The organism is Peribacillus sp. NPDC058075 (assembly GCF_042885195.1).
In the GTDB taxonomy this organism is placed as follows: Bacteria; Bacillota; Bacilli; order Bacillales; family DSM-1321; genus Peribacillus.
In genome coordinates this window covers 3,528,046-3,550,416 of sequence record NZ_JBHVSL010000001.1, presented here as the reverse complement: position 1 = coordinate 3,550,416, position 22,371 = coordinate 3,528,046, and the positions used below count along the sequence as shown (strand labels likewise).

Annotated in this window: 29 protein-coding genes, 2 pseudogenes and 1 other annotated feature; of the genes and pseudogenes, 26 read left to right on the top strand and 5 right to left on the bottom strand. The window is 38.5% G+C overall.

Annotation, left to right across the window (positions count from 1 at the left end; genetic code table 11):
• The first annotated feature begins 134 nt into the window (after positions 1 to 134).
• The 5 genes and pseudogenes from ACFVS1_RS17635 to ACFVS1_RS17615 all read left to right on the top strand — a co-directional run bounded on the left by ACFVS1_RS17635 (position 135) and on the right by ACFVS1_RS17615 (position 3,266).
• Positions 135 to 785: a Type 1 glutamine amidotransferase-like domain-containing protein gene (locus ACFVS1_RS17635; protein WP_352927305.1), complete on the top strand. Its 651-nt coding sequence runs from the start codon at positions 135 to 137 to the stop codon at positions 783 to 785.
• A gap of 92 nt (positions 786 to 877) precedes the next feature.
• On the top strand, positions 878 to 1,027 hold the full coding sequence (locus tag ACFVS1_RS17630) for a hypothetical protein (RefSeq protein ID WP_387549118.1): 150 nt from the start codon (positions 878 to 880) through the stop codon (positions 1,025 to 1,027).
• A 184-nt stretch (positions 1,028 to 1,211) separates the two neighbouring features.
• Complete coding sequence (locus tag ACFVS1_RS17625) at positions 1,212 to 1,709, top strand: SRPBCC family protein (protein ID WP_352927300.1); 498 nt, start codon at positions 1,212 to 1,214, stop codon at positions 1,707 to 1,709.
• 212 nt (positions 1,710 to 1,921) lie between these two features.
• Positions 1,922 to 2,820: pseudogene (locus ACFVS1_RS17620) on the top strand (DMT family transporter).
• A gap of 26 nt (positions 2,821 to 2,846) precedes the next feature.
• A complete protein-coding gene (locus ACFVS1_RS17615; RefSeq protein ID WP_387549116.1) occupies positions 2,847 to 3,266 on the top strand; it encodes a VOC family protein in 420 nt (139 codons plus the stop codon).
• 52 nt (positions 3,267 to 3,318) lie between these two features.
• On the opposite strand, the gene ACFVS1_RS17610 is transcribed toward ACFVS1_RS17615, so the two are convergent.
• The gene (locus ACFVS1_RS17610) at positions 3,319 to 4,185 is read right to left on the bottom strand and encodes an SDR family oxidoreductase (RefSeq protein WP_387549114.1); all 867 of its coding nucleotides are present in this window, start codon (positions 4,183 to 4,185) and stop codon (positions 3,319 to 3,321) included.
• A 177-nt stretch (positions 4,186 to 4,362) separates the two neighbouring features.
• On the opposite strand from ACFVS1_RS17610, the gene ACFVS1_RS17605 reads away from it, so the two are divergent.
• Complete coding sequence (locus ACFVS1_RS17605; protein WP_387549112.1) at positions 4,363 to 4,731, top strand: GNAT family N-acetyltransferase; 369 nt, start codon at positions 4,363 to 4,365, stop codon at positions 4,729 to 4,731.
• A 119-nt stretch (positions 4,732 to 4,850) separates the two neighbouring features.
• On the opposite strand, the gene ACFVS1_RS17600 is transcribed toward ACFVS1_RS17605, so the two are convergent.
• Positions 4,851 to 4,973, bottom strand: a complete 123-nt coding sequence (locus ACFVS1_RS17600) for a hypothetical protein (protein ID WP_387549110.1) — start codon at positions 4,971 to 4,973, stop codon at positions 4,851 to 4,853.
• A 122-nt stretch (positions 4,974 to 5,095) separates the two neighbouring features.
• Here ACFVS1_RS17600 and ACFVS1_RS17595 point away from each other — a divergent pair, with 122 nt between their 5' ends.
• The 4 genes from ACFVS1_RS17595 (at position 5,096) to ACFVS1_RS17580 (ending at position 7,345) form a co-directional block, all read left to right on the top strand.
• On the top strand, positions 5,096 to 5,359 hold the full coding sequence (locus tag ACFVS1_RS17595; protein ID WP_352927289.1) for a hypothetical protein: 264 nt from the start codon (positions 5,096 to 5,098) through the stop codon (positions 5,357 to 5,359).
• A gap of 62 nt (positions 5,360 to 5,421) precedes the next feature.
• Positions 5,422 to 5,616 (top strand): hypothetical protein, encoded by a 195-nt coding sequence (locus ACFVS1_RS17590; protein ID WP_352927287.1) that lies wholly within the window; start codon positions 5,422 to 5,424, stop codon positions 5,614 to 5,616.
• Positions 5,617 to 5,813: 197 nt separating this feature from the next.
• Complete coding sequence (locus ACFVS1_RS17585) at positions 5,814 to 6,818, top strand: phosphotransferase enzyme family protein (protein ID WP_387549107.1); 1,005 nt, start codon at positions 5,814 to 5,816, stop codon at positions 6,816 to 6,818.
• Between the two features lie 11 nt (positions 6,819 to 6,829).
• Positions 6,830 to 7,345 carry a GNAT family N-acetyltransferase gene (locus ACFVS1_RS17580; RefSeq protein ID WP_387549105.1) on the top strand — a complete coding sequence of 172 codons (516 nt, stop codon included), beginning with the start codon at positions 6,830 to 6,832 and terminating at the stop codon, positions 7,343 to 7,345.
• 92 nt (positions 7,346 to 7,437) lie between these two features.
• Here ACFVS1_RS17580 and ACFVS1_RS17575 read toward each other — a convergent pair whose 3' ends face one another.
• Positions 7,438 to 8,235: a peptidoglycan-binding protein gene (locus ACFVS1_RS17575; protein WP_387549103.1), complete on the bottom strand. Its 798-nt coding sequence runs from the start codon at positions 8,233 to 8,235 to the stop codon at positions 7,438 to 7,440.
• 290 nt (positions 8,236 to 8,525) lie between these two features.
• Between ACFVS1_RS17575 and ACFVS1_RS17570 the strand changes: the two genes are divergently transcribed.
• The 12 genes and pseudogenes from ACFVS1_RS17570 to ACFVS1_RS17515 all read left to right on the top strand — a co-directional run bounded on the left by ACFVS1_RS17570 (position 8,526) and on the right by ACFVS1_RS17515 (position 15,519).
• Complete coding sequence (locus tag ACFVS1_RS17570; protein WP_352927331.1) at positions 8,526 to 9,176, top strand: HAD family hydrolase; 651 nt, start codon at positions 8,526 to 8,528, stop codon at positions 9,174 to 9,176.
• A 113-nt stretch (positions 9,177 to 9,289) separates the two neighbouring features.
• Positions 9,290 to 9,783 (top strand): annotated as a pseudogene (locus ACFVS1_RS17565) (GNAT family N-acetyltransferase).
• 62 nt (positions 9,784 to 9,845) lie between these two features.
• Positions 9,846 to 10,079 (top strand): hypothetical protein, encoded by a 234-nt coding sequence (locus ACFVS1_RS17560; RefSeq protein ID WP_387549101.1) that lies wholly within the window; start codon positions 9,846 to 9,848, stop codon positions 10,077 to 10,079.
• Positions 10,080 to 10,151: 72 nt separating this feature from the next.
• Complete coding sequence (locus ACFVS1_RS17555; RefSeq protein ID WP_387549099.1) at positions 10,152 to 10,328, top strand: hypothetical protein; 177 nt, start codon at positions 10,152 to 10,154, stop codon at positions 10,326 to 10,328.
• A 16-nt stretch (positions 10,329 to 10,344) separates the two neighbouring features.
• Entirely contained in the window at positions 10,345 to 11,277 is a 933-nt protein-coding gene (locus ACFVS1_RS17550) for an ABC transporter ATP-binding protein (protein ID WP_387549097.1), read from the top strand.
• Positions 11,277 to 12,233, top strand: coding sequence for an ABC transporter permease (locus ACFVS1_RS17545; protein WP_387549095.1), 957 nt, complete (start codon positions 11,277 to 11,279; stop codon positions 12,231 to 12,233). The genes ACFVS1_RS17550 and ACFVS1_RS17545 overlap by 1 nt, the downstream gene beginning before the upstream one ends.
• Before the next feature lie 152 nt (positions 12,234 to 12,385).
• Complete coding sequence (locus ACFVS1_RS17540) at positions 12,386 to 12,541, top strand: hypothetical protein (protein ID WP_352927269.1); 156 nt, start codon at positions 12,386 to 12,388, stop codon at positions 12,539 to 12,541.
• A 75-nt stretch (positions 12,542 to 12,616) separates the two neighbouring features.
• Positions 12,617 to 13,162: a hypothetical protein gene (locus tag ACFVS1_RS17535; protein ID WP_387549093.1), complete on the top strand. Its 546-nt coding sequence runs from the start codon at positions 12,617 to 12,619 to the stop codon at positions 13,160 to 13,162.
• Between the two features lie 161 nt (positions 13,163 to 13,323).
• The gene (locus tag ACFVS1_RS17530; protein WP_387549091.1) at positions 13,324 to 13,545 is read left to right on the top strand and encodes a hypothetical protein; all 222 of its coding nucleotides are present in this window, start codon (positions 13,324 to 13,326) and stop codon (positions 13,543 to 13,545) included.
• Between the two features lie 623 nt (positions 13,546 to 14,168).
• A complete protein-coding gene (locus ACFVS1_RS17525) occupies positions 14,169 to 14,372 on the top strand; it encodes a zinc ribbon domain-containing protein (RefSeq protein ID WP_034304303.1) in 204 nt (67 codons plus the stop codon).
• A 72-nt stretch (positions 14,373 to 14,444) separates the two neighbouring features.
• Positions 14,445 to 14,579: a hypothetical protein gene (locus ACFVS1_RS17520; protein WP_387549089.1), complete on the top strand. Its 135-nt coding sequence runs from the start codon at positions 14,445 to 14,447 to the stop codon at positions 14,577 to 14,579.
• 43 nt (positions 14,580 to 14,622) lie between these two features.
• Positions 14,623 to 15,519 (top strand): DMT family transporter, encoded by an 897-nt coding sequence (locus ACFVS1_RS17515; protein ID WP_387549087.1) that lies wholly within the window; start codon positions 14,623 to 14,625, stop codon positions 15,517 to 15,519.
• 24 nt (positions 15,520 to 15,543) lie between these two features.
• On the opposite strand, the gene ACFVS1_RS17510 is transcribed toward ACFVS1_RS17515, so the two are convergent.
• On the bottom strand, positions 15,544 to 16,938 hold the full coding sequence (locus ACFVS1_RS17510) for a LysM peptidoglycan-binding domain-containing protein (protein ID WP_387549085.1): 1,395 nt from the start codon (positions 16,936 to 16,938) through the stop codon (positions 15,544 to 15,546).
• 383 nt (positions 16,939 to 17,321) lie between these two features.
• On the opposite strand from ACFVS1_RS17510, the gene ACFVS1_RS17505 reads away from it, so the two are divergent.
• A complete protein-coding gene (locus ACFVS1_RS17505; protein WP_387549083.1) occupies positions 17,322 to 17,831 on the top strand; it encodes a DinB family protein in 510 nt (169 codons plus the stop codon).
• A 69-nt stretch (positions 17,832 to 17,900) separates the two neighbouring features.
• On the opposite strand, the gene ACFVS1_RS17500 is transcribed toward ACFVS1_RS17505, so the two are convergent.
• Positions 17,901 to 18,320, bottom strand: coding sequence for a hypothetical protein (locus ACFVS1_RS17500; RefSeq protein WP_387549081.1), 420 nt, complete (start codon positions 18,318 to 18,320; stop codon positions 17,901 to 17,903).
• A 338-nt stretch (positions 18,321 to 18,658) separates the two neighbouring features.
• On the opposite strand from ACFVS1_RS17500, the gene desA reads away from it, so the two are divergent.
• The 3 genes from desA to argS all read left to right on the top strand — a co-directional run bounded on the left by desA (position 18,659) and on the right by argS (position 22,326).
• Positions 18,659 to 19,690, top strand: a complete 1,032-nt coding sequence (desA, locus tag ACFVS1_RS17495) for a Delta(5) desaturase DesA (RefSeq protein WP_352927241.1) — start codon at positions 18,659 to 18,661, stop codon at positions 19,688 to 19,690.
• A 93-nt stretch (positions 19,691 to 19,783) separates the two neighbouring features.
• Complete coding sequence (locus tag ACFVS1_RS17490; protein WP_352927238.1) at positions 19,784 to 20,329, top strand: response regulator; 546 nt, start codon at positions 19,784 to 19,786, stop codon at positions 20,327 to 20,329.
• 65 nt (positions 20,330 to 20,394) lie between these two features.
• Positions 20,395 to 20,613: a binding site (T-box leader), on the top strand.
• A 33-nt stretch (positions 20,614 to 20,646) separates the two neighbouring features.
• Positions 20,647 to 22,326 carry an arginine--tRNA ligase gene (gene argS / locus ACFVS1_RS17485; protein WP_387549078.1) on the top strand — a complete coding sequence of 560 codons (1,680 nt, stop codon included), beginning with the start codon at positions 20,647 to 20,649 and terminating at the stop codon, positions 22,324 to 22,326.
• The last annotated feature ends 45 nt before the right edge of the window (positions 22,327 to 22,371 follow it).

The following is a 22,371-nucleotide window of genomic DNA, read 5'->3' as shown; positions in this document are numbered from 1 at the left end:
GGGTTGCTGAGGCAGCCTTTTTCTTATGGCATTCGCGGGGCAATTTAGCTGAAGAAGCGGTTACATATAGAGGTATTGTCCTATTTACATAGAATATTTTAAGAGAATAGCATGTGAATAAATGGGGGACATATATGGACATTTGTTTTATTGGTGGTGGGAATCACATGAATAATGAATTAGGTGAGGTGTTCCTGGAACTTTCAAAAATGATTAAACGTGATGCTAAGCTTTTAATCATTCCTTTTGCAACCGACAATTCCAGGTATGAAAGTTGGATGGCAAGTATCAGACAAGCTTTTTCAATCATGGATAATATAAGCGTTGATTTATTAAACGAAGATCTTTCAGACAAAGAAATGAAAAAGTCTATAAAAGAACATGATATTCTTTACTTTATTGGTGGAAAGCCAGAAAGGTTAATCCATGTTATAGAAGAAAAAGGACTTGTCCCCATTATCAAAGACTTTCAAGGTTTAATCATCGGATATAGTGCGGGTTCATTAGCCTTCTGTAATGATTGCATAATAACAAAAGATAAAGACTATCCAGAAACGGTAGTGATCAACGGCTTAGGATTAGTTGGGTTTAGCGTTGAGGTCCATTACGAAGATCGTATAGATGGAGAATTATTTCTCCTTTCAAATGAACGAAAGATATATGCAATACCAAATGGAAGTGCGATTTTCTCCAAGAACGGGGAACTATTTAAAGTTGTAAATGATATCTATTCCTTTCAAAATATGAAAAAGGAAATAGTGAATTCCAATGTCATAAAGAACTAGCAGGCGCTTTATCCCAATAAGCTGCGGCAGCATTTTTCCTATTTCAGAAGCAAGGTTGCCGGGCGCTAAAGGATAGCGATAAGGAGAACGCAATGAATATAAATTTAATGATTTTCATTACATCAAGAAAAGAACAAGAAAAGAATAGGCTAATGATGAAAACATTTGAATCTGATATTCGTCCCGTTAAAGGGGATATAATCGATGATCCTGGGTTCGATCCAGGTTATCATAATGGATAAGAAGTTGTAAAGGTTACCATAAATTATGCTTCGAATGAATGTTTTGTATCACTTCACCCGCTTGCGATCGAAATTGAGGAAACCAAGGTGGAAACGTATTTGGAGAAACTGGAAGCACATGGTTGGCGTGCTGTCTCAAAAGAAGAATTGAAAAGTATGTAAAAATGACGTAAGGAGTATGTAAATGGAAAAATACTCAACAACCACTTTAAAAATGATAAGGAATTTTGATGTAGTGCCTGAAATGGTTTTTGATGCATGGTTAACCCCTGAGATGATGAGAAAATGGCTTTTTACATTGGAAGGGACAAATAAGGTAGCACAAAATGATCCTCAAGTGGGAGGCACTTGGGAAATTATTGATCATCGCGATGGAAAAGATTATCGGGCGATAGGGGAGTACCTTGAAATGGACCCTCCCAATAAATTAGTGTTCACTTTTAAAATGCCTCAATTCAGTGAATCAGTAGATACAATTACAATTGAACTGAAAAAACTTCAAAAGGGCTGTGAAATGACATTTTTACAAAAAATCATCGTTCCTCATGAAGAAAATTGGACAGAATCCGATATCGAAAAAGCTCTTGGAGAGTATCACGATGGATCTGAACATGGCTGGAACTTAATGTTTATGGGCCTGAAGGAATTGGTTGAAACTGGACAAGTTAGCTATAAAGGCTAATAGTAGTTAGCCAATGAAAAGCTCTCCAAATTAACTGGAGGGCTTTTTCGGTATTTGTATATATTGACAATTTCCTTTAGGTTGGTAATATTTACTTTATTACATATGTGATTTTTAATATAAGGCGGTTAAATTATGGATGGGAAAATCATTTACGACGAGTTTAATAAACTGATAGAAAGTGGGCAATATCGCAAATTGGTCATGTTATTATGACTAACTTTATGTACATATTTTGTTTATTAGTATGGGGACTTAATTTTATTGCCGTTAAGATTCAAGGTACACCTGTGAGTTTAGAATTATCTTTAACATATCGCTTAGGTTTGACTGCAATCCTATTTTTCATGTTATTGTGCATTCTTAGACCTAAAGGAAAACCAAAGAAAAAGGATGTTCCATTTATTATTGTGTTTGGAATTTGTAATTTTGCTTTAAGCTATTTATGCCTTATTACGCCACTATCTTAAGTTCAGCGGCAATGGTTACGTTAATATTTTCATTGAAAGTCATTTTAACACCCATTGCCCTTCGTGTTTTTTTGAAGGAACCATTACATTCACGTATCTTAATTGGTGGGATCATTGGTGTGCTGGCTGTTTGTATGGTTATTTATCCGAGTTTAAATAATATTCATGGATTCAATGATATAAAGGGTATCATGATGGCGGTTCTTGGTACCATCCTTACTGCATTGGGCGATGCAAGCTCGGCTAGAAATGCCAGGAAGAAAGTGAACCCCATCTATGCTAATGTACTTGGATTTGCAGCAGGAGGAATTCTTTTAGCGGCAATTGTGTTCATTCAAGGACAAGCAGTCACTTTACCGACATCTATTACATATTTATCTGCTTTGTTCTATTTAACTATATTCGCTTCCTTTGGAGCTTGGCTATTCTACCTCAAGCTTGTTGAAAAAATAGGTGGGGCGAAAAGTTGATACATGGTCGCCCTTTTTCCGGCAATTGGAGGTATAGCTTCAGTAATGATTGGCGAATCAGATCCATCCATTTTCTTGGGGGCTGGCTGTCTTTTCAGTTGTTTAGGTGCTGCTATTGCATTAGGCTTTGGCATGAATATTGGTAAAAGTAATTTGAAAGAAGAAATGTAATTCGATTTTCAGAGAGGGATGGGATAATGGAAAGTAAATGGCCAAATGATATGAAAGTAGCGCAAATGCGGATTGCACGTCCTACTGATCAACTAAAAAAGGTTGTAAACTTCTATTGTGAAGGATTAGGTTTGAAAAAAATCGGTTCTTTTGAAGGGCACGAGGGATATGATGGCATCATGATCGGACTTCCTGATTCCAGCTATCATTTAGAGTTTACTCAACATAAAGATGGCAGTCCTTGTCCTGCCCCATCAAAAGATAATTTGCTTGTCTTTTATATTCCTGAACGTAAAACCATTGAGGAAATCACGAATAGGTTGAAAGGTATGGGCTGTGAACCGGTTTCTCCGGAAAATCCATATTGGGAAAAATCTGGAATTACGATTGAAGATCCGGATGGTTGGAGAATTGTATTGATGAATTCTCCCGGCATAGGAAATTAAATTTCAAAATGAAAACGACCGAAAAGCATCATGCTTTTCGGTCGTTTCGGGTTTATGAGGACATCGTGATTCCGCCATTGATGTGAATGCACTGTCCTGTAATATAAGCACCTTCATCAGATGCTAGCAGCACGTAGGCACCAGCATGATCTGCCGGCTGTCCAGGACGGCCAAGAGGTGCTTCGGTACCAAATTCGGCAACGGATTGTTCGTCGAACGTCGCCGGGATGAGCGGAGTCCATATCGGGCCTGGTGCCACCATATTGACCCGTATCCCTTTTTTAGCTACATTCTGTGCAAGACTGCGTGTGAATCCGACGATTGCTCCTTTTGTCGCTGTATAATCCATCAAAGTTGCATGTCCTCTGTAAGGATTGATCGATGTTGTGTTGATGACCGAATTGCCTTGTTTCATATGAGGGACCGCGTGCTTGCTCATGTAAAATACTGAATAAATATTGGTGCGGAACGTTTTGTCCCATTGCTCGTCCGTGATATCCTCAATGTTTTCCGTCGGGAATTGCACTGCAGCATTATTGACGAGGATGTCCAGCTTTCCGAACTCGTCCAGTGTCTTCTTAATCAATTCCTTACAATTAGCCTCCACGGAAACGTCACTTGGAAGCAAGAGGCAGCGAACGCCTTCCGCTTCAATCAGCTGCTTTGTTTCTTCGGCATCACCGTGCTCATCTAAATAATTCACAACCACATGGGCGCCTTCTTTTGCATAAGCAATGGCAACCGCACGTCCGATGCCGCTATCTCCGCCTGTAATCAAGGCAACGCGGTTCTTTAGCTTACCGCTCCCTATGTAATCCTTTGGCTGAATCGGAAGTGGAGTCATCTGAGATTCAATACCAGGCTGTCTGTCCTGTGTTTGTCCGGGCTGTCCATTTTTTTGCTGTTCATATATATTCAAAGAAATCTCCTCCTCTTAAACTATTGATCTAGTCATACTTTAGCCGTTAAAAAGTACGGTTAAACATCGTCATGCCCGCTGATTCCATCTGCAAACGATTACAAAAATATAATGAATTCGGCAGAATCAATACAAGAATTGACTAAAAAAGAACAATGGTTAGAAGCCTTTCCAATCATGAATCAGTTACGTACTGACTTAACTCAAAAAACATATCTGGAGTTACTTGAAGAAGTGAGGAAGGACGGGTACTGTTTGTTTGCTTTATATAAAGATACCCAGGTTTTATCTTTGGCTGGTTTAAGCTGGAGAGTGAACTTATATCATAAACGCCACGTGTTTATTTATGACCTGGTAACAGATTCTGCACACCGCTCATTTGGATATGGAGAGAAGTTATTAAGTTATATACATATCTGGGCAAAAGAAAACGGAGCTGCATATGTGGTATTGGAATCTGGGATCGGGCGAAACGAAGCCCACCGTTTCTATGAAGAGAAAATAGATTTTGATAAATGGTGCTATTCATATAGAAAAACGCTGTGAGTAAGAAAAACGACGTGAAAGAGCTGAGTATTCGGCTTTTTTTCGTGCCATTGAGGAGTAAATGGAGTGAATGTAATACGCCTTGACTACTATGTGTATTGGATGAAGAAGAGATCAATTTAAAATAAATTCACGAATAAATGCGTGAAATTCACGAGTAAATCGGCAAAACTCACGAGTAAATCGCTGAAACTCACGAGTAAACGCCGATTCACGAGTATAATCGTAATCAGTTTATTCATCATTTTTACGACTATAAATTCATTCTTTCGCTAAAAAACCAAATTTTCGTAATGATTTATTTAGCCTTGGACATACTTAATTAAGATATCAAAAAGTAACATTTAATTAAGGAGGAAACCCAATGGCTAACGAAAATATACAAATGGAAATGGAACATATTTGGCAGAAAACATGTGGATCATGGGAAAATTGTACGGAAACCACAATTCAGTCATTCTTGGCAAAATCCGAAGAAAGCAATATTGATCCGCAATATTGCATGAGCTGGGTGGAACAACATAAAGCTCAAATACCTGAATGGGATGCCGTATCAAAAGTATCGCTTGACTGGGTTAATCAACATACATCAACGGGGTCACCCATTTCAATCAAGGAAGATTATTAAAAGTTATACTTTTGCTGCTTATGAATGTTTCGAACTTTACTATGTATAAGAGGTGAAGATAGATGTCAAATAATGAGGAACAAAACGGTAAATCAAATCGTCGAGATCCAGATTTCAGAGTTAATGCTTGGGATGAAATGAATGAGGAAGATAAATTTGTACAATCAGCCATCCAAGAGGAATTCAATAATCCAGTAATCGAAGAAACAATTTTGAAGTTCAATAAAATAGCGAATGAAGAAGAAAAGGAAACTTGATTTTGGACGCGCGCCCTATAGGGCGTTTTTTTTTTGAGAAGGATGGAGGAGCCGTAAATAAATGATTATGCAAAAGCTTTACCTTTTAAATTTATAAAAAACAATAATATACAAATAAAGGGAAAAGGCATCTTGGTATCGTATAAAGCATAGTATAAATCGTTTTTATTAATAAAGTGGCAATAGGAGTGAAGATCATGGAAGCAGCGGTAGAACGAATTTTTTCTAATGAATTGGTGAAATTGGCTGGGGATTTTTTTCAAGTGAATGCTGGGGATCCGGTTAAACTTGGAGATGCAGAGAACTACGTATTTGAGGTTTACAGGGATGGAACGCCATATATTTTAAGAATGACACATCAATCACATCGTACAAAAGATCAAGTGCTTGCTGAGTTGAAGTGGATTGAGCATTTACAGAATAATGGAAGTGAAATTCCTAAAGTTCTCTCTTCGAAAGAAAAGAACGTAGTTGAAGTTGTAAGGGGCTCGGATGGTACGGAATTTTATTGTTGCCTGTTTGAAAAAGCCCCTGGTGTTAGGATGGAAGTCACTGATGAAAAATTCGACGGGCCTTTATTTTTTGAATGGGGAAGAACCATTGGCCAAATGCATAAGCAAACAAAAAGTTATAAGGCTGAAGCAAAATATAAACGGCTGGATTGGTATGAAGAAGAATTATTGAATGTCCAGCTCTATCAATCCGATGTACCGGAGCAAGTGATTCACCAACAAGAAGTAATCAACAAGCATTTAAATGCCCTTCCCGTTCATCAAGATAATTTTGGCTTGATTCATTCTGATATACATAACGGCAATTTCCACTTTCATGAGGGGAGGATTCATGTTTTTGATTTTGATGACTGTTCTTATCACTGGTTTGCCAGCGATTTGGCGATTCCTCTGTACTATCTGATGTGGAGTTTGGAACGTGAAGGGATAAAAGGGCTCGATGAATATGCTGCCAAGTTCATGAGGGAATTCATAAAAGGGTATGAGACGGAAAATATCCTGGCACCTGTGGAATACGAAACGATTCCTCTATTTTTAAAACTAAGGGATTTAACGTTATATAACTTTTTTCATAAAAAGTATGATTTGAAGAATGCGGATCTTTCATTATCCAAAACCGTTCAAAAAATCGAACAAAGAATCATCGAAGGCCGAACTATTGTTCACTTCGATCCGAACATGGTTCATTAAGGGGGATTGGAATGTCAGATGCATATATGATCCGGACTGGTGTATTGGAAGATGCGAAAGCGGTTTTGGATGTACAGAATTCCGTCATTTCCGAAGGCGAATATTTTATTGCCGTATCGGAGGAGTTCAATAAAACACCTGAACAGCAAAGAGATTGGATACGAAGGTTATTGGAAAATGAACGGGAAACCATCATCGTGGCCGAAATGAATGATGAAGTGGTTGGATGGATCGTATTTCAATCGGAAAATAGGAAGAGAATGTCTCACAAGGGCTCATTTGGGGTGATGATCAGAAAAAATTTCAGAGGGATGGGAATTGGAAAAGAGCTTATTGAAGCGTTATTGGATTGGGCAGAAGCCCATCCGTTGATTGAAAAGGTGAGTTTAGGAGTTTTTTCTACAAATCATCGGGCAATATCATTGTATAAAAGGCTGGGGTTTATTGAAGAAGGCCGTAAAATAAAGGAATTCAAGATGAGTGAAAATGAATACGTCGATGATATTATCATGTACAAAATGGTTTGATCAGAATGAAAGAGCATGAATGGATTCCATACATGCTCTTTCGGTTTGGTTATGTATCTATTTTTATAGTAAAACGATATTTATGTCATGCATTATTTAATGACTCTTACCTTCACTTGCTTTCTTCCCCACGTTAAAGCATCCGCTTCTTTCGCAATGAAGACATCGATTCTGTTTCCTTTGATCGCACCGCCCGTGTCCGCAGCGATGGCTTGTCCATAGCCTTCGACTTCAACGATGGAGCCTAGCGGAATCACGTTCGGATCGACTGCTATCAGTTTGGCATCATCATATTTTTCTAAATCGACGCCCATTCTTGTAGTGCCTGAACATCCCTCGCAGCTCGCTGTATATGCTGTACTTGTTACCGTCAGTTCTTTAACGGCTGAGCTTGCTAAACTGGCTCTTTCTTCTAATTTACTGAAGGTCCGTGCACCGGCTATACCGTCAGCGGATAATCCCTTTTGCTTTTGAAAGTTGATAACGGCTTGCTTTGTACCTGATCCATAAATGCCATCGACCGTTGATGAGTAAACATCCCAGGCTTTCAATAGCCTTTGCAGTTCAGCTACCGGCCTTCCCATATCCCCGCTTTTCAGGACCTGTATTTTCTGATTCGTTTGTGTTCCTGCTATTCCATCGGCTTTCAGCCCTGATTTTTCCTGAAACTTCTTTACGGATTCTTTTGTAATCGGTCCGTAGTAACCTGTCGCTTCATGATAGGGAAAAAACCCTTTTGTCAGTAATAATTCTTGTAATTGTTTAACATCACTATTACTCATCCCAAATGAAAGTGTGCGATCCAAAGCAGCGGCTTCGCCCTTAGTTGGCATGCAAACTCCTAGAATGAATACAGAAGCCGTTAGGATCGTTAATAATATTTTCTTCATGTTTATCCTCCTCGTTGTTTCCTGCATTAAACCATTCGTTAAACTATCACCCTTTTAGGCGCAGTTAAGGAAAAACACCGCGAAGGCACTAAGTAATTGTTAAAACATGTAACATATAAAAAAGAAATGAGGCGGACATCGGGTTACCATATCCTTAGTGATTAACTAATTATGGAAAAATAAAGCTTTCCAGGGAATGAACGGTACCATTTGGTTGAACAGGGGCATTCATTCATGTACGTTTAAGTTAATGGAAATTCTATTGTAAGATTAAAGGAGGAAATCATTTGATTAAGGCAGTTATCTTCGACTTTGATGGTTTAATTTTAGACACGGAAACGGTTTGGTATGAGGCCTATAAAGAAACGATGGCTTTTTATGAATCTGATTTGCCTCTCGAACATTTCGTAAAATGTATCGGTACCGGTAATACTGAACTAAATCAGTACTTCAAGGATCAGCTGGGGGAAAGGTGCAATATTGAGGAAATTGAATCCAAAGCAAAAAGCCTCCATGAAGTAAAAATGAAAACAGCACAGGCGCGTGAAGGTGTAAAGGATTATTTAGAAGAAGCAAAGAGAAATGGATATACAATCGCCCTCGCTTCAAGCTCGACAAAAGAGTGGGTCACTCAACATTTGGGGAAACTCGGACTGTTACACTATTTTGAAGTGATCATCACGGGGGATGATGTTGATAAAGTTAAACCGGCACCTGATTTGTATGTAAAGGCAATTGAGATCCTAGCCATTCAGCCTACAGAAGCCGTAGCATTTGAAGATTCGTTAAATGGGCTTCAATCGGCCCTGACTGCTGGTTTAAAATGTGTGATCGTTCCTAATCCCGTGACGGAAGCTTTAGCTTTTGAAAATCATCATTTACGCCTCCGTTCCATGGCGGATAAGAGCTTGTCTGACGTCATAAAACATATTGAGAAATAAGCGTTCGAAGGAAAGTATAGTATGATAAAGGAATGAAACCGCGCCGAAGATGGCAGAGTCTTCGTTTTTTCTGGTTTTAATGAAGCTTATATTTTGGTGGGGAGGGTGAGTTTATGGGATTGCATATCAATGACGAAGGAGTCCGGCTGCGGGAGGTCAATGAGAGTGATCTTCCTATCTTTTTCGAGCAGCAATTGATCCTGCCGCAAACTATATGGCTGCTTTCACATCTAAAGATCCATCAGATAAGGCGGCTTTTTTGACACACTGGAAGAACATCTTTTCGAACCGGGATATTCAAAAAATGACGATAATCCACAACGGATGTGTTGCGGGCAGCATTCTCAAGTTTGAACAGTTTGGTAACCCGGAAGTGAGTTATTGGATCGGGAAGCAATATTGGGGTATAGGTATCGCTACAGGTGCACTGCTCCATTTTTAGCCGAAAATAAAAGTCCGCCCTCTATATGCCCGCGCAGCCAAGGATAATCTTGGTTCCATCAGGGTGCTGGAGAAATGCGGATTTGAAAGATTTGATGAAGACAAAGGTTATTCCCGTGCAAGAGGCAAAGAGGTTGAGGAATTCATTTTGAAACTTGAAAGATGAGATAATAATAAAAAATAATAATAATAATATCGTTTAGCCTATGAGGAAACGGGTGACAGACAATGGGATATAAGATTTTTTCCATCATTTTTATTTTATGCGGTATTTTTGTAATGTGGTTCTCCATTTTTGGAAAAAAGAAAGAGATCAAAGAGATAGGCATACCAATGAATTTCATCGATGTAATTTTAATGATGATATATAAGCTTTTACCTTCCATTATTAGAAAAATCCTTCTTTTTGCATTGGGTCTGGCCATTTCAATCGGATTTACCTATATATTGCTTAAGTTATGATGAATTTTCCTTATTAGATAAAATAATCCTGAAACTTTATTCTTGTGAAATCGTATTAAATGGTAACGATATATGGGAGTTGTTGCTATTTCGAAGAAAAAAAGTGAGGGCAGTGTTTATGATAATGGGGGCGGGAAGTTGACGCCGGCGGAGGCATTGGTTCAATATATCCAATTAGAAGAATATCAGTATAGTAATCATATGCATAATATGGTAATGTTGAATTTGTATGATTTTGGAAAATTATAAAAAAGGAAGGTATTATATGTCTGAATCGGTTCTTAAGGTTCAATCCTTAACTAAAAAAATTGGAAAAGCAACCATCGTAGACAATGTAAGCTTTGAAATAAAAAGCAATGAAATATTTGGTTTGCTTGGTCCGAATGGAGCTGGTAAGACCACGATCATCCGTATGATCACAGGTCTGATCAATCGTACGGGCGGTACTGTCATGATCAATGGAAGTGACCTCGATCATGATTTCGAAGGTGCAATGAATCAATTGGGGGCCATTGTTGAAAATCCGGAGTTTTACAAGTACATGACAGGCAGAAAGAATATCCTGCATTATGCCCGAATGTCATCCAATGACATATCCAATGAGAGAATAGAAGAGGTCATTAAGCTTGTCAAACTGGATCATGCCATCGATAAGAAGGTTAAAACATATTCATTGGGTATGCGTCAGCGCCTTGGCGTGGCACAGGCCATTTTACATAAACCGTCGTTATTGATTTTTGATGAACCGACGAATGGCTTGGATCCGCAAGGGATCCGCGAGTTTCGTGATTACTTGAAAGTACTGGCAAGTGAAGGCGTCGGAATATTGATTTCCTCACATTTACTATCGGAAATGCAATTGATGTGCGATAGTTTTGCCGTTATCGAAAAGGGAAAACTGATCCATACGAAAGAACATATTTTTGATGAAAAAACCGAAACGATCAATGAAGTGTCATTCACCGTCAGTGATGGGAAGCTAGCTAAAAAAATCCTTCAAGAAAAGTTTGCGGATATTACGATTCTAAAAAATGGTGCGAAGACAATCTCCGTATCGGCCACCCGGGAACAAACGGCCAATATTAATAGGAGTTTTATTGAAAATCAACTCGATGTCTATGAAATTGGCATTACGAGAAAATCACTGGAAGATAAATTCTTCGAAATCACTGAGCAGGAAATGAGGGAGTCTGTATGATGTCCTTAGTAAAAAATGAATGGATGAAAATCTTTTCAAAAGTATCAACTTATATATTCATCGCTTTTCTATTATTGGCAGCATTAGGGGCTGCGGTCATCGATTATAAATTAAGTCCCGAAGAAACGAGTAAAGATTGGAAGCAAGAGTTAAAGGCAGATATACAAGAACAGCAAAAGGCTTTGGAAGCCAAGGAAATCAGTGAAGATGAAAAAGCCATGATCATGGAAGAGATTAATCTCAACAAGCAGATGTTGGCTGATAATATAAACCCTGACTTAAACACGAATTGGACCTATATGGCGGAATGGACTACATCATTAACATCATTTGTCACTTTATTCGTCGTTATTGTTTGCAGCTCGCTCGTTTCCTCGGAATTTTCGGATGGCACCATTAAACAACTGTTGATCAGGCCTTATAAACGTTGGAAGATCCTGCTTTCCAAATATATTACTTCCTTGTTATTTGCAGCGTTATTACTTGCGAGCCTAATTATATTCAGTTATCTAATCGGCATCATCTTCTTTGGCAATGGCTCGTATTCAGACAAAATTCTAGATCCAGCATCTTTCGGTGAATTCAGTCCGGTGGTGGTCGGCGAATATTTCGTGGACATGATCGTTTACTGGATACCAGGATTCTTAGTCATCACGACCATCGCTTTCATGTTAAGCACATTATTTAAAAACCAAGCACTTGCAGTAGGCATATCGATTTTCATCCTATTTGCTTCTTCGACATTAAATATGGTCATTCAATCATTCATCGGTAAATACGAGTGGTTAAAATTCGTCTTATTCCCCCACCTCGATTTAAGGGGTTATATTTCCGGAACGATAGAAATGTTCGATGGAGCGACACTTGGATTCTCGATGGGTGTACTGGGAATCTATTATCTTATCTTTTTAGCGCTAACTTTCTTCTTCTTCCAGAAAAAAGATATCACGAATTAAATAGAGCGAAAAACCGAAATCAGTGGCTGATTTCGGTTTTTCATATGCGACTGGCATGTTGCTGCTTAGAATCTGGCATAAAGTGAAACTTTTATCCAAAATTATCCGTATAAGATAATATGAGGATATTCAGTTGGGTATAGGGGTGGAAAATGAATAAAAATAAGGTTTTATTCATTGGGCTTATCGGATTATCTTTATTTCTAATAGGCATGATGATATCACAATGGACAGTTGCTGGCGTAGTGATCGGGATAGGCGGAGGGGGCGTAATGGGAATCAGTTCTTACCTATTTGCTAGTCAGTAGCTCCATTTACATATGTACAATACACTATTTAATTCCGGCTGCGCGGAAATAATCTGATAGAGATGGAGCAGATTAATGATGGGGAAAAGGCATGATAAACGAAAGGTAGTCATTGTTCTTCTTATTATTGGAACAGCATTAGGTTTCTATATGTACTCGGCATTCTCTGAAAAATTAACAAAATCAACAGATTTGTCCGATGAATCTATCGGGGGATTCAAAGTGTTGGATAACATATCGAGTCCGGAATTCATTAGGGAATATGGTGAACCCATCGATCAAGATAATAATCATACATATGATTATTATTATTGGAAAGGCGGGTTAAAAACGGCCTCTATCAATAAAGACGAGGAAAAAGGGAAAATCATGCGGTTGATCATTTCAAGTACGGACGACGCTCTATATGAAAACGCTCTTCAAACAAGCAAAGGTATTAAATTAGGAAGTAAGAAAGCGGACGTTCTTAAGAAGTACGGAGATCATTATTATAAAAGTTATGAACAGGGAGCCGACATTATCGGATACATTGACCATAAACGAAATATTACCTTAGAATTTTGGTGTGTTCCAGGTGGAAGGGTCGGTGAAATACGATTGGATGATGCAGATGTCATTTAATGATTTCAAAAACGGAAAACCTAAAGTTGATATTGATTATACTTATCATGGGAATGCGAAGCAACAAACTAAAGTATCACATAGACATAAAATTACTAGCGGAAAAAGAGGTAAATGGTATTGAAATTAAAATTAGGAAATGAAGATGAGGTGAGTAATAATTGACATTAGCTGAGCTAACAGAAAGATTATTAAATGGTGAAGAATTTGTTTTTAATTTCCAAGATAATGAATACTGGATAAGCCAAAATAAAGGTCTTTTTTTCCTAACTTTGGTTAGTGAGAGTTTTTCTCAAGAGTATAAAAGTGTATTTGATTTAATCGAAGAAGGCACATTAAATTCTATACCATTTAAAGTGGCGTTTAATGATATAGACCTTTGATTACTCATATAATATTAGAAGAAATATCATAATGCTGGATAAAACGGCCTGTCACTAATCTATCTTTGTAAAATACTAATAGATTTGAAGAAAGCTTTGTGGAATGGGATTTTCTACAGAGCTTTTCTTTTTTTGAGGAAGACAGTTTCTACCTGTGGAGGGACCAAATATATAATAATAATAAGAAAAACCCCCCTTTTACATGGGGAGGTCCATATTAAAGAATTTGGCCGTTTAAGTAAATAAGAAAGCGATACGATAAAGAATATGTTCATAAAAAATTTCATCTATCATTACATCATTTATCCGATCATATTTGTTGGGGTATATGCATTATTTGCTAATTTTAAGCTTGATGATACCCCCGTTCCTATAAGTGATGCTATGCATATGATTTTACTCTATTATTTTGCAATTAGTGTGTATAATGCTTTGCCTACCATAAAATTTAACCGTAATAAAAAAAGCAGCCAATAAAACAGTACACAATGGAATTTACATATTTTTGCATGAATTCCGAAACCATTTATCCAGGTTATCCGTATATGTAAGTATGAACGGCGCTGGGAAGCTCCGGTATTTATCGGCATTTATCATTTTAATAAATTGGGAGATGAAGGATCATGAGCGAAAAGGGTTGTATGAAATGCGGAAGCAATGATGCTGCCAAGAAGGATGTAGCCATGACAGGAACAGGCTTGTCAAAAATGTTCGATGTCCAGAATAATCAATTTACGGTTGTGTATTGCAAGCAGTGCGGTTATTCGGAGTTTTATAATAGGCAGTCATCTGCAGGCAGTAATCTGCTGGATTTATTCTTGGGATGATCACTGGCACGGAAAGAATCCCCTTTTCATGAAAAGGGGATTCTTGTTTTTTCATTTTAGGTGGAACCGGGCTTGGCCGCAAAAATTAAGGAAGGCAGGGAAGATGAGATCATGACAGCCTTGCCGCGCGATAGCAGATGTAAATTAAGTATTCCTGATGAAATGTGGGCAAATATCATTACTCGTGACCGCATGCCTGAGAAATGATAGTATGAATGTAAAAACTGGAAATTTTATGAGGGGAAATGAAATGAATAAAATAGCACTTCTTCAACTGTCTCTAGCCATGACAATCTTTGGTTCTGTCGGTTTCTTTTCGGAACTAACAGGACTTCCTGCATTGGAGCTGGTTTTTGTTCGCTGTATTTGTGCTGCCCTATTCTTATGTGCAGCCTGGATGATCACCGGACATTTCAAGAATGAAACATGGAATGGTAGAGAGGTAATGCTCATCATTTTTTGTGCGGTGACCAACTTGTTAAACTGGATATTCCTCTTTAAGTCTTTTGAGCAGATATCGGTGACAATCGCCATTTCGCTTTATCATTTAGCGCCGATCATTGTACTCATTATCGGGAGCTTCATCTTTAGGGAGAAAATGAATGTATTCTCCATCTTGGCGATTTCCCTTTGCTTCATTGGCACATTACTCATTATGGGAACAGATGGATTTCGATCATCATCTCCTGAATGGGAGGGCATCATGTATGGGATCATTGCGGCCTTTTTCTATGCGGCAACCATGCTATTAGGAAAGAGCATTGCAAAGACCAGTGTATATGCGACTACATTTTTGCAAATGTTCATTGGGTTTTTAGTTCTGATTCCTTTTGTCGATTATTCCGTATATACAACGTTAAAAGCTTCCGAATGGTTTTATACGGTGCTGACCGGCATCATCCATACGGGCGTCGTGTATTTGCTGTTTTTTAATAGTATCCGCCATTTGCCTACAAATGTAGTATCTTTCATGATATTTGTCGATCCGGCAGTGGCCATCCTTTTGGATATCCTGCTTTCAGGATTTAAACCGGACGGTATTCAAATTCTGGGTATTTCCTTGATATTTATTGGGGTGGTCTATTCACTTAAGACGACTAGACCGACTGAAAATGATGTCATGCAGAAAAGGCCGCACACAATGTGAGGCCTTTTTCATTTATCCATTTACCTATTGATTAAAATGATAGACATCCCAAATGTCAGGGGTTTCTGACCCAATGTACCAAGCAGCTGAACCGCCTAGATGATTTTGTTTTACCAGGTCAATACGGAGCTTCATCGATTTTTTATCTTCGATCCATATTTGATGCTTTTCCCCTTTGGAGATATACTCCACGTAATTTTGTTGAGTCTTTATATCCCAAACCTTTTTAAGTTTATGAGATGAAATGATTTTGTTGACCTCAGCCATGGTACGGTCATGACTTTTCACTTTTTTGGTCGATAAATCGGTCACCCATTCTCTCGTATAAAAGGGTACAGCCAATATGATTTTATGGGCAGGTACTTCTTTCATTAAAAGCTTGGTTCCTTCTTTGATCCAAGGTAACGAGGAAACGGACCCGGCTACTGGGCTCCCTCCCCAATGCTCGTCATAACCCATTATGATGATGTAGTCTGCTATTTTGCCAAGTGCTTTCCTATCCAGACTTTTTGACCAAAAAGGGTCTTCATTTTCTCGGGTGACATCCACAGATACTTTAATTCCATGCGGTTTTAGTGCCTTTTTCAATTCGCCTATGAAAAGTACAAAGTCCTTCTTATTTTTTGGATCGATGTTTTCGAAATCTACATTTATTCCGTCACTTTTCGTTTTAACAAGTGAATCCCGTAAAGCTGAAACTAATTTCTGGCGTTTTTTTGTATTGCCTAGTACGGAATCAGTTAAAACGGGGTCAAATTTATTCCCGATAAGCTGCCAAACTTGTTTTCCTTGTTTATGTGCAGCTTGGATGTAATTTGTATCTACAGAAACGGAAACGTAATGACCGGTATCCGTCAGCGTATAAGAGCGGGGAGATACTACATTCAAATTGGGTTGTTTAAGTTGCTGCGTATAGTTTTCTTTCGATCCATTATGCTTCCAGCCCATGACGATACGGTTTTGCGCCTTTTTTTGAAGCTGGGATTTCTTTACCCAGCCCTTTTTTCCGCCAAGCAATTGAACCTGGCAGTAATAATCCGGAACCTTCAATTTTTGGCCGACTTTAAGGGTAACCGTATGTAAGTTATTTAATTTCGTCAAATCACTTGTTGTTACCTTGTATTTAGTAGAAATCTTCCACAATGTATCTCCTGATACAACCTTATGGATCTTATATTTCTGGGGAATCTTCAGGCTTTGGCCAACCGTTATTTCAGAAGAAGCTAATTTATTTACTTTTTGCAGCTCACTTACTGAAACACCATATTGATTTGCTATTTTCCATAGTGTGTTTCCAGTCTTCACTTTATGAATGATGGGCCCAGCGGAATCCCCAACGGAAGAAGAAATGATGGGAAACTCCTCGCCCTTCTTTAAGGTCTTTAATAGAGTAGAACCTAATTTAGGAGAACTAAACACTTTTGTATTGTCCACTTTAACAGAAGCTATGGATTGGGTTTTACTTGATGAATGACCACTGGTTGGAAAGAGACACATACAAAGAAGTGTTAACATAATAAAACATCTATAGAATTTTTTCACAATTATTTTATTCCCCTTTGTAAAATTTAACTTTACTAGTTTACTATGGAGAATAGCTTTAAAATAGAGGTACATTGTGGAAAGGCATGTCTAACCTTTATGTGGGTTGAATAAATCTGTTCGTAGGTCGAATTAATTCATGTGTAGGTCGAATTTATCCTTGCGTAGGTCGAATTATTTCACTGAAGGACGGAATATTCGGTATGAAGGACAATTAATTCGTTATCTCTAGTCCATATATGAAGAAGGGGAGATTTAATATGTCACATTTTGCATTACAGTTTTATGATTTCAACTTATGGGCAAATGATCAGATTTTCAACCGTTTAAAAGAGATTCCAAAGGATGTTTACCATCAAGAAGTACAAAGTGTGTTTCCATCGATATCGAGTGTGATGGCCCATGTGTATCTTTCCGATCTGGGGTGGGTGGAGGTTTTTTCCGGTAAAAGCATGAAACATGCATTGGTGCTGGCTGAACAACTGAAGGAACATATAGAGTCAAAGGAATTAGAAGAAATGGAGGCCATGTTTTTTGAGTTGTCCGAGCGGTACAAATCGCTGCTTAGTCAAAAAGAAATTGTAGATAAGCCTCTTATAATTGAGAATCCAGCTGGCGGTCTAATGAAAACAAGTGTTGCCGAATTGATTCCGCATGTCGTGAATCACGGAACATATCACCGTGGCAATATCACGGCCATGTTGCGCCAAATGGGTTATGCCTCTACTTCGACGGATTATGGTCTTTATTTATTTTTAAAAGGGGAGTGACTAAAGATTGATGTTGATATTTCACTTGAAATGGGACTAAAAAATTGGTAGTCCTATTTGTGTATGCAATTATATATGGTTTCTTTTAAGCAAAAATCTTGGAGATGGAAGGACTTCTTGTTCGGCTTCAAAATAAGCGAGTTTATTTGGAATACAGGATATGATTGCCGGCATTCCCATCCCAACAACTTTTTCTAAGGCGGTCAATAAGGGGATTTCCATACCATCAATATCTTCATCCCAGGATATTACATAACAAGAGTGTCCAGCACCATTCTGTTTCAGTAACTTAACTATACCTACTGGATCTGAATTAGGTTTTGAAATCTCCATGATAAATTCTTCACGAAGAGTCGTTCTGTAAGTATGACAAAGTCGACTTAAGGCATCTTTGCGTTTCTTGTTTGAAGACAATTCGAACAGAACTCTATCTTGGAGCCTTTTGGTGAAAAATGATTTTACAATTATTTTCTCTGTTTCCTTATCCATTTTAATCCCCCTTTACAGCTTTTCAAATGGTAAATCCTTATAGTCTAAGCCTATCATAAGTAGCATATGTGGATAATAGGCATCTCTCTAAAATTATTTTACTTACTGTTGTATTGTTAAATAATGTTACCAAGCCTTATTAGAGGACGATAACGAAATCCTATATATGTGAACAGGTTAACCGGTTCTTCCTGGTTGGCCTTTTTTACGTTTGCCTCCGGGAATGACCTGTACATGACATTTGTCATCTTCTAGTCATGACACCTGGTACTAATAATATCAGGTTGTTTTCTTTATACTAAGAAATAACGACAAATAAAAGGAAGTGCAATTGACTAATGACCTTGCAAAATACGAAAAACTTGAGAAAACAAATTGCTCCTTTTGAACAATCAACGACAAAGCAAAGTATATGGCAGATCATCAATACCTTGGGGCCATTCATTATTTTATGGTACCTAGCATATATAAGTCTTTCCGTTTCTTATTGGTTAGCTTTAATTCCTGCTGTGATTGCTGCTGGCTTCTTGACAAGAATATTCATCATATTTCATGATTGTACGCATCATTCATTTTTCAAAAACCGCCGTGCGAATAGAGCGGTCGGTACGATCATGGGTGTTTTGACTTTATTCCCGTTTGATCAATGGGGACATGAGCATTCTGTGCATCACGCAACAAGCGGTAATTTGGATAAGCGGGGTACAGGGGATATTTGGACCCTTACTGTCGATGAGTATTTGGCTGCACCGTTTAAACTTCGTTTTGCCTATCGTTTTTATCGCAATCCAATTGTTATGTTCGGTTTGGGACCAATTTATGTTTTCCTTCTTAAAAATAGATTTAACCGTAAAGGCGCTAGAAAGAAGGAAAAAAATAATACGTATTTGACGAATGCATTAATCGTCATTTTAGCAGCATTGCTTTGTCTGGCAGTAGGCTGGCAATCGTTCCTTCTGGTACAAGGTTCCATTTTCATGATTTCTGGTTCAGTCGGCATTTGGCTGTTTTACGTCCAGCATACATTTGAGGACTCTTATTTTGAAGAAAATGAGGAGTGGGAATATGTACTGGCGGCAGTGGAAGGAAGCTCCTTTTATAAGCTTCCAAAACTAATGCAGTTCCTTACTGGTAATATCGGTTACCATCATGTTCACCATTTAAGTCCAAGGGTACCTAACTATAAATTGGAAATGGCGCACAACAATACGCAGCCTTTAGAGAACGTTCCAACTATTACTCTTGCGACAAGCTTGCGCTCGCTCCGTTTCCGTTTATGGGATGAGGAATCCAAGAATTTTATCGGTTTCAAAGATATAAAATATTTAACGAAAAAAAGTGTTCCCGCTCAAGTGAAATCTGAACTGTAACGTTCATGTATCATTCCAGACTCCCTTAATAATCCTCGGATTTGGGGGAGTCTTTGTTTCATATAAGGAACTCGATAAAGGAGAGAACTTAAAATGATTCGAATTGTCATTGCAGAGAATCAGCAAATGCTGTTAGAGGCAATAAGTTCTCTACTCAATCTTGAAGAAGATATAGAAATTGTCGGGCAAGCCGGTAATGGAGAAGAAGCGGTGGCTCTTGTACACCAATTACAGCCTGATGTGTGTATCATGGATATGGAGATGCCTGTTATGAGCGGACTTGAGGCAGCAGAAGCATTAAGGTCAATTGAATGTAAAGTGGTCATTTTAACGACATTCCGAAGGACTGGTTATTTTCAACTCGCACTAAAGGCTAATGTAAGTGGTTATTTATTGAAGGATAGCCCGGGTGAAGAGTTAGCTTGCTCGATTCGCAGCATAATGGATGGCAAGCGAATATTTTCCCCAGAACTTATAGATGAGTCTTCCAGCAATAATGGCCGGGAAATGGGAGTGTTAGGTTTGTTAGCCGATGGTCAATCAAAAATTGAGCCGTCTAATCAGCAAAGCGGCACAATTGGGACAGTAAGGAAATATTTTTCCACCATCAAGGATAAAATGAAGTTACCGGCTGGTTAGGATTTGTTGCTAATTCTGTTGACACGTTTTTTTAAATTGTGTACGATGGATTAAATTATAATATTGAAAATTCTGTGATGAAGAGAGTAGTTCATTTTGAAATGGCAAGCGAGTTAGGGTTGGTGGGAGCCTAATGCAGGACGGATGAATGAAGCGCACTTTGGAGAAATTTCTTGAACCGTTTAGTAGGGAATATCGGGGAGTCACCTCGTTAACAATGGAAAGTGGTCACGATTTGTGGCAACTAGAGTGGTACCACGGGAATTCATGCTCTCGTCTCTTTTTAGAGGCGGGGGCTTTTTTGTTTAGGAGGGAAAATGACGATGAATAAACCAATTGCAGAATTGATTTCAACTGCTTTGAACAATGAAATGCCAGCTAGTGAAATAGAAAAATTAATGGAAAAGCCAAAATTGATGGAATTAGGAGATGTCGCCTTTCCATGCTTTACTCTTGCGAAAAAATTCAAAAAATCGCCTCAGGTGATTGCGTCTGAAATAGCCCAACAATTAAGTAGCAAGTTGATCCAAGAAGTGAACGTTGTGGGTGGTTATCTGAATATCTTCGTTAATCAACAGATGGTGACGGAAAACGTGCTGCAAACGGTATTAAGTGAAAAGGATCAGTATGGTTCGATGCAGCCTGTACAGGAAAATGTCGTGATTGATTATTCCTCCCCAAATATTGCCAAGCCTTTTTCCATGGGGCACTTACGCTCAACGGTCATAGGGAATGCACTGGCTAATATCGCCGAAAAAAATGGCTACAATGCCGTGCGTATTAATCATTTAGGAGATTGGGGCACGCAATTCGGCAAGTTAATTGTCGCGTATAAGCTGTGGGGAGACAAAGAGGCAATCGAAGCTTCGCCGATTCAGGAATTATTGAAGATCTATGTGAAGTTCCATGATAGAGCCGAAAGTGATGAATCATTGAATGAACAAGCACGTGCAAGCTTCAAGTCGCTTGAAGATGGGAACGAGGAAGCACTGGCATTGTGGAAATGGTTCAGGGATGCTTCTCTAAAAGAGTTTGAGACCATTTATGATTTATTGGGCATCCGTTTTGATTCCTATGCCGGCGAAGCGTTTTACAATGACAAAATGGATGCGGTTGTCGGGGAACTAAAAGAAAAAGGATTACTTACCCTATCCGAAGGTGCCTATGTCGTGCAATTGGAAGATATGCCGCCTTGTTTGATTACGAAAACGGATGGTGCAACACTTTATGCCACGCGTGATTTAGCTGCCGCCATGTATCGTAAAAAACAGTATGAGGCTAAGAAAACATTTTATGTTGTCGGAAACGAACAATCCCTGCACTTTAAACAACTATTCAACGTCATTGAAAAAATGGGGTATGAATGGTCAAAAGACTTACAGCACGTAGCATTTGGAATGATGTTAAAAGACGGTAAGAAAATGTCGACACGTAAAGGGAAAGTCGTGCTCCTTGCGGATGTTTTGGCAGAGGCGATCGAAACTGCGAAGCGCAATATTGAAGAAAAAAATCAAGCGCTTGAACAGAAAGAACTGGTTGCAGGACAGGTCGGTGTAGGAGCAGTTATTTTTAATGATTTAAAAAATAACCGCATGAACGATATTGATTTTTCATTAGAACAAATGATGAATTTTGAGGGAGAAACGGGTCCATATGTACAGTACACATATGCGCGAATTTCTTCATTGCTTGAAAAGGGTGACTTTAAAGAGCGGGCCCTCACTTTTGAAGCTTTAGGTGAATATGCGTGGCCAGTCATCCAGCTGCTGGAGCAATATCCGAGCATTGTCCAAAAATCGTTTGAACAAGCCGATCCATCACAAATCGCAAAATTCAGCTTGCATGTATCGCGTGCATTCAATAAGTATTATGCACATACAAAGATTCTAGTTGAAGATGAATGGAAACAAATGAAACTCTCATTCGCTTTTTCCGTAGCGATTGTATTGAAGGATGCGCTAAGTTTATTGGGAATTTCCGCGCCGAAAAAAATGTAAAGGTAAAATGAAAGAATCCATTTTAAACTTTCAAAATGGATTCTT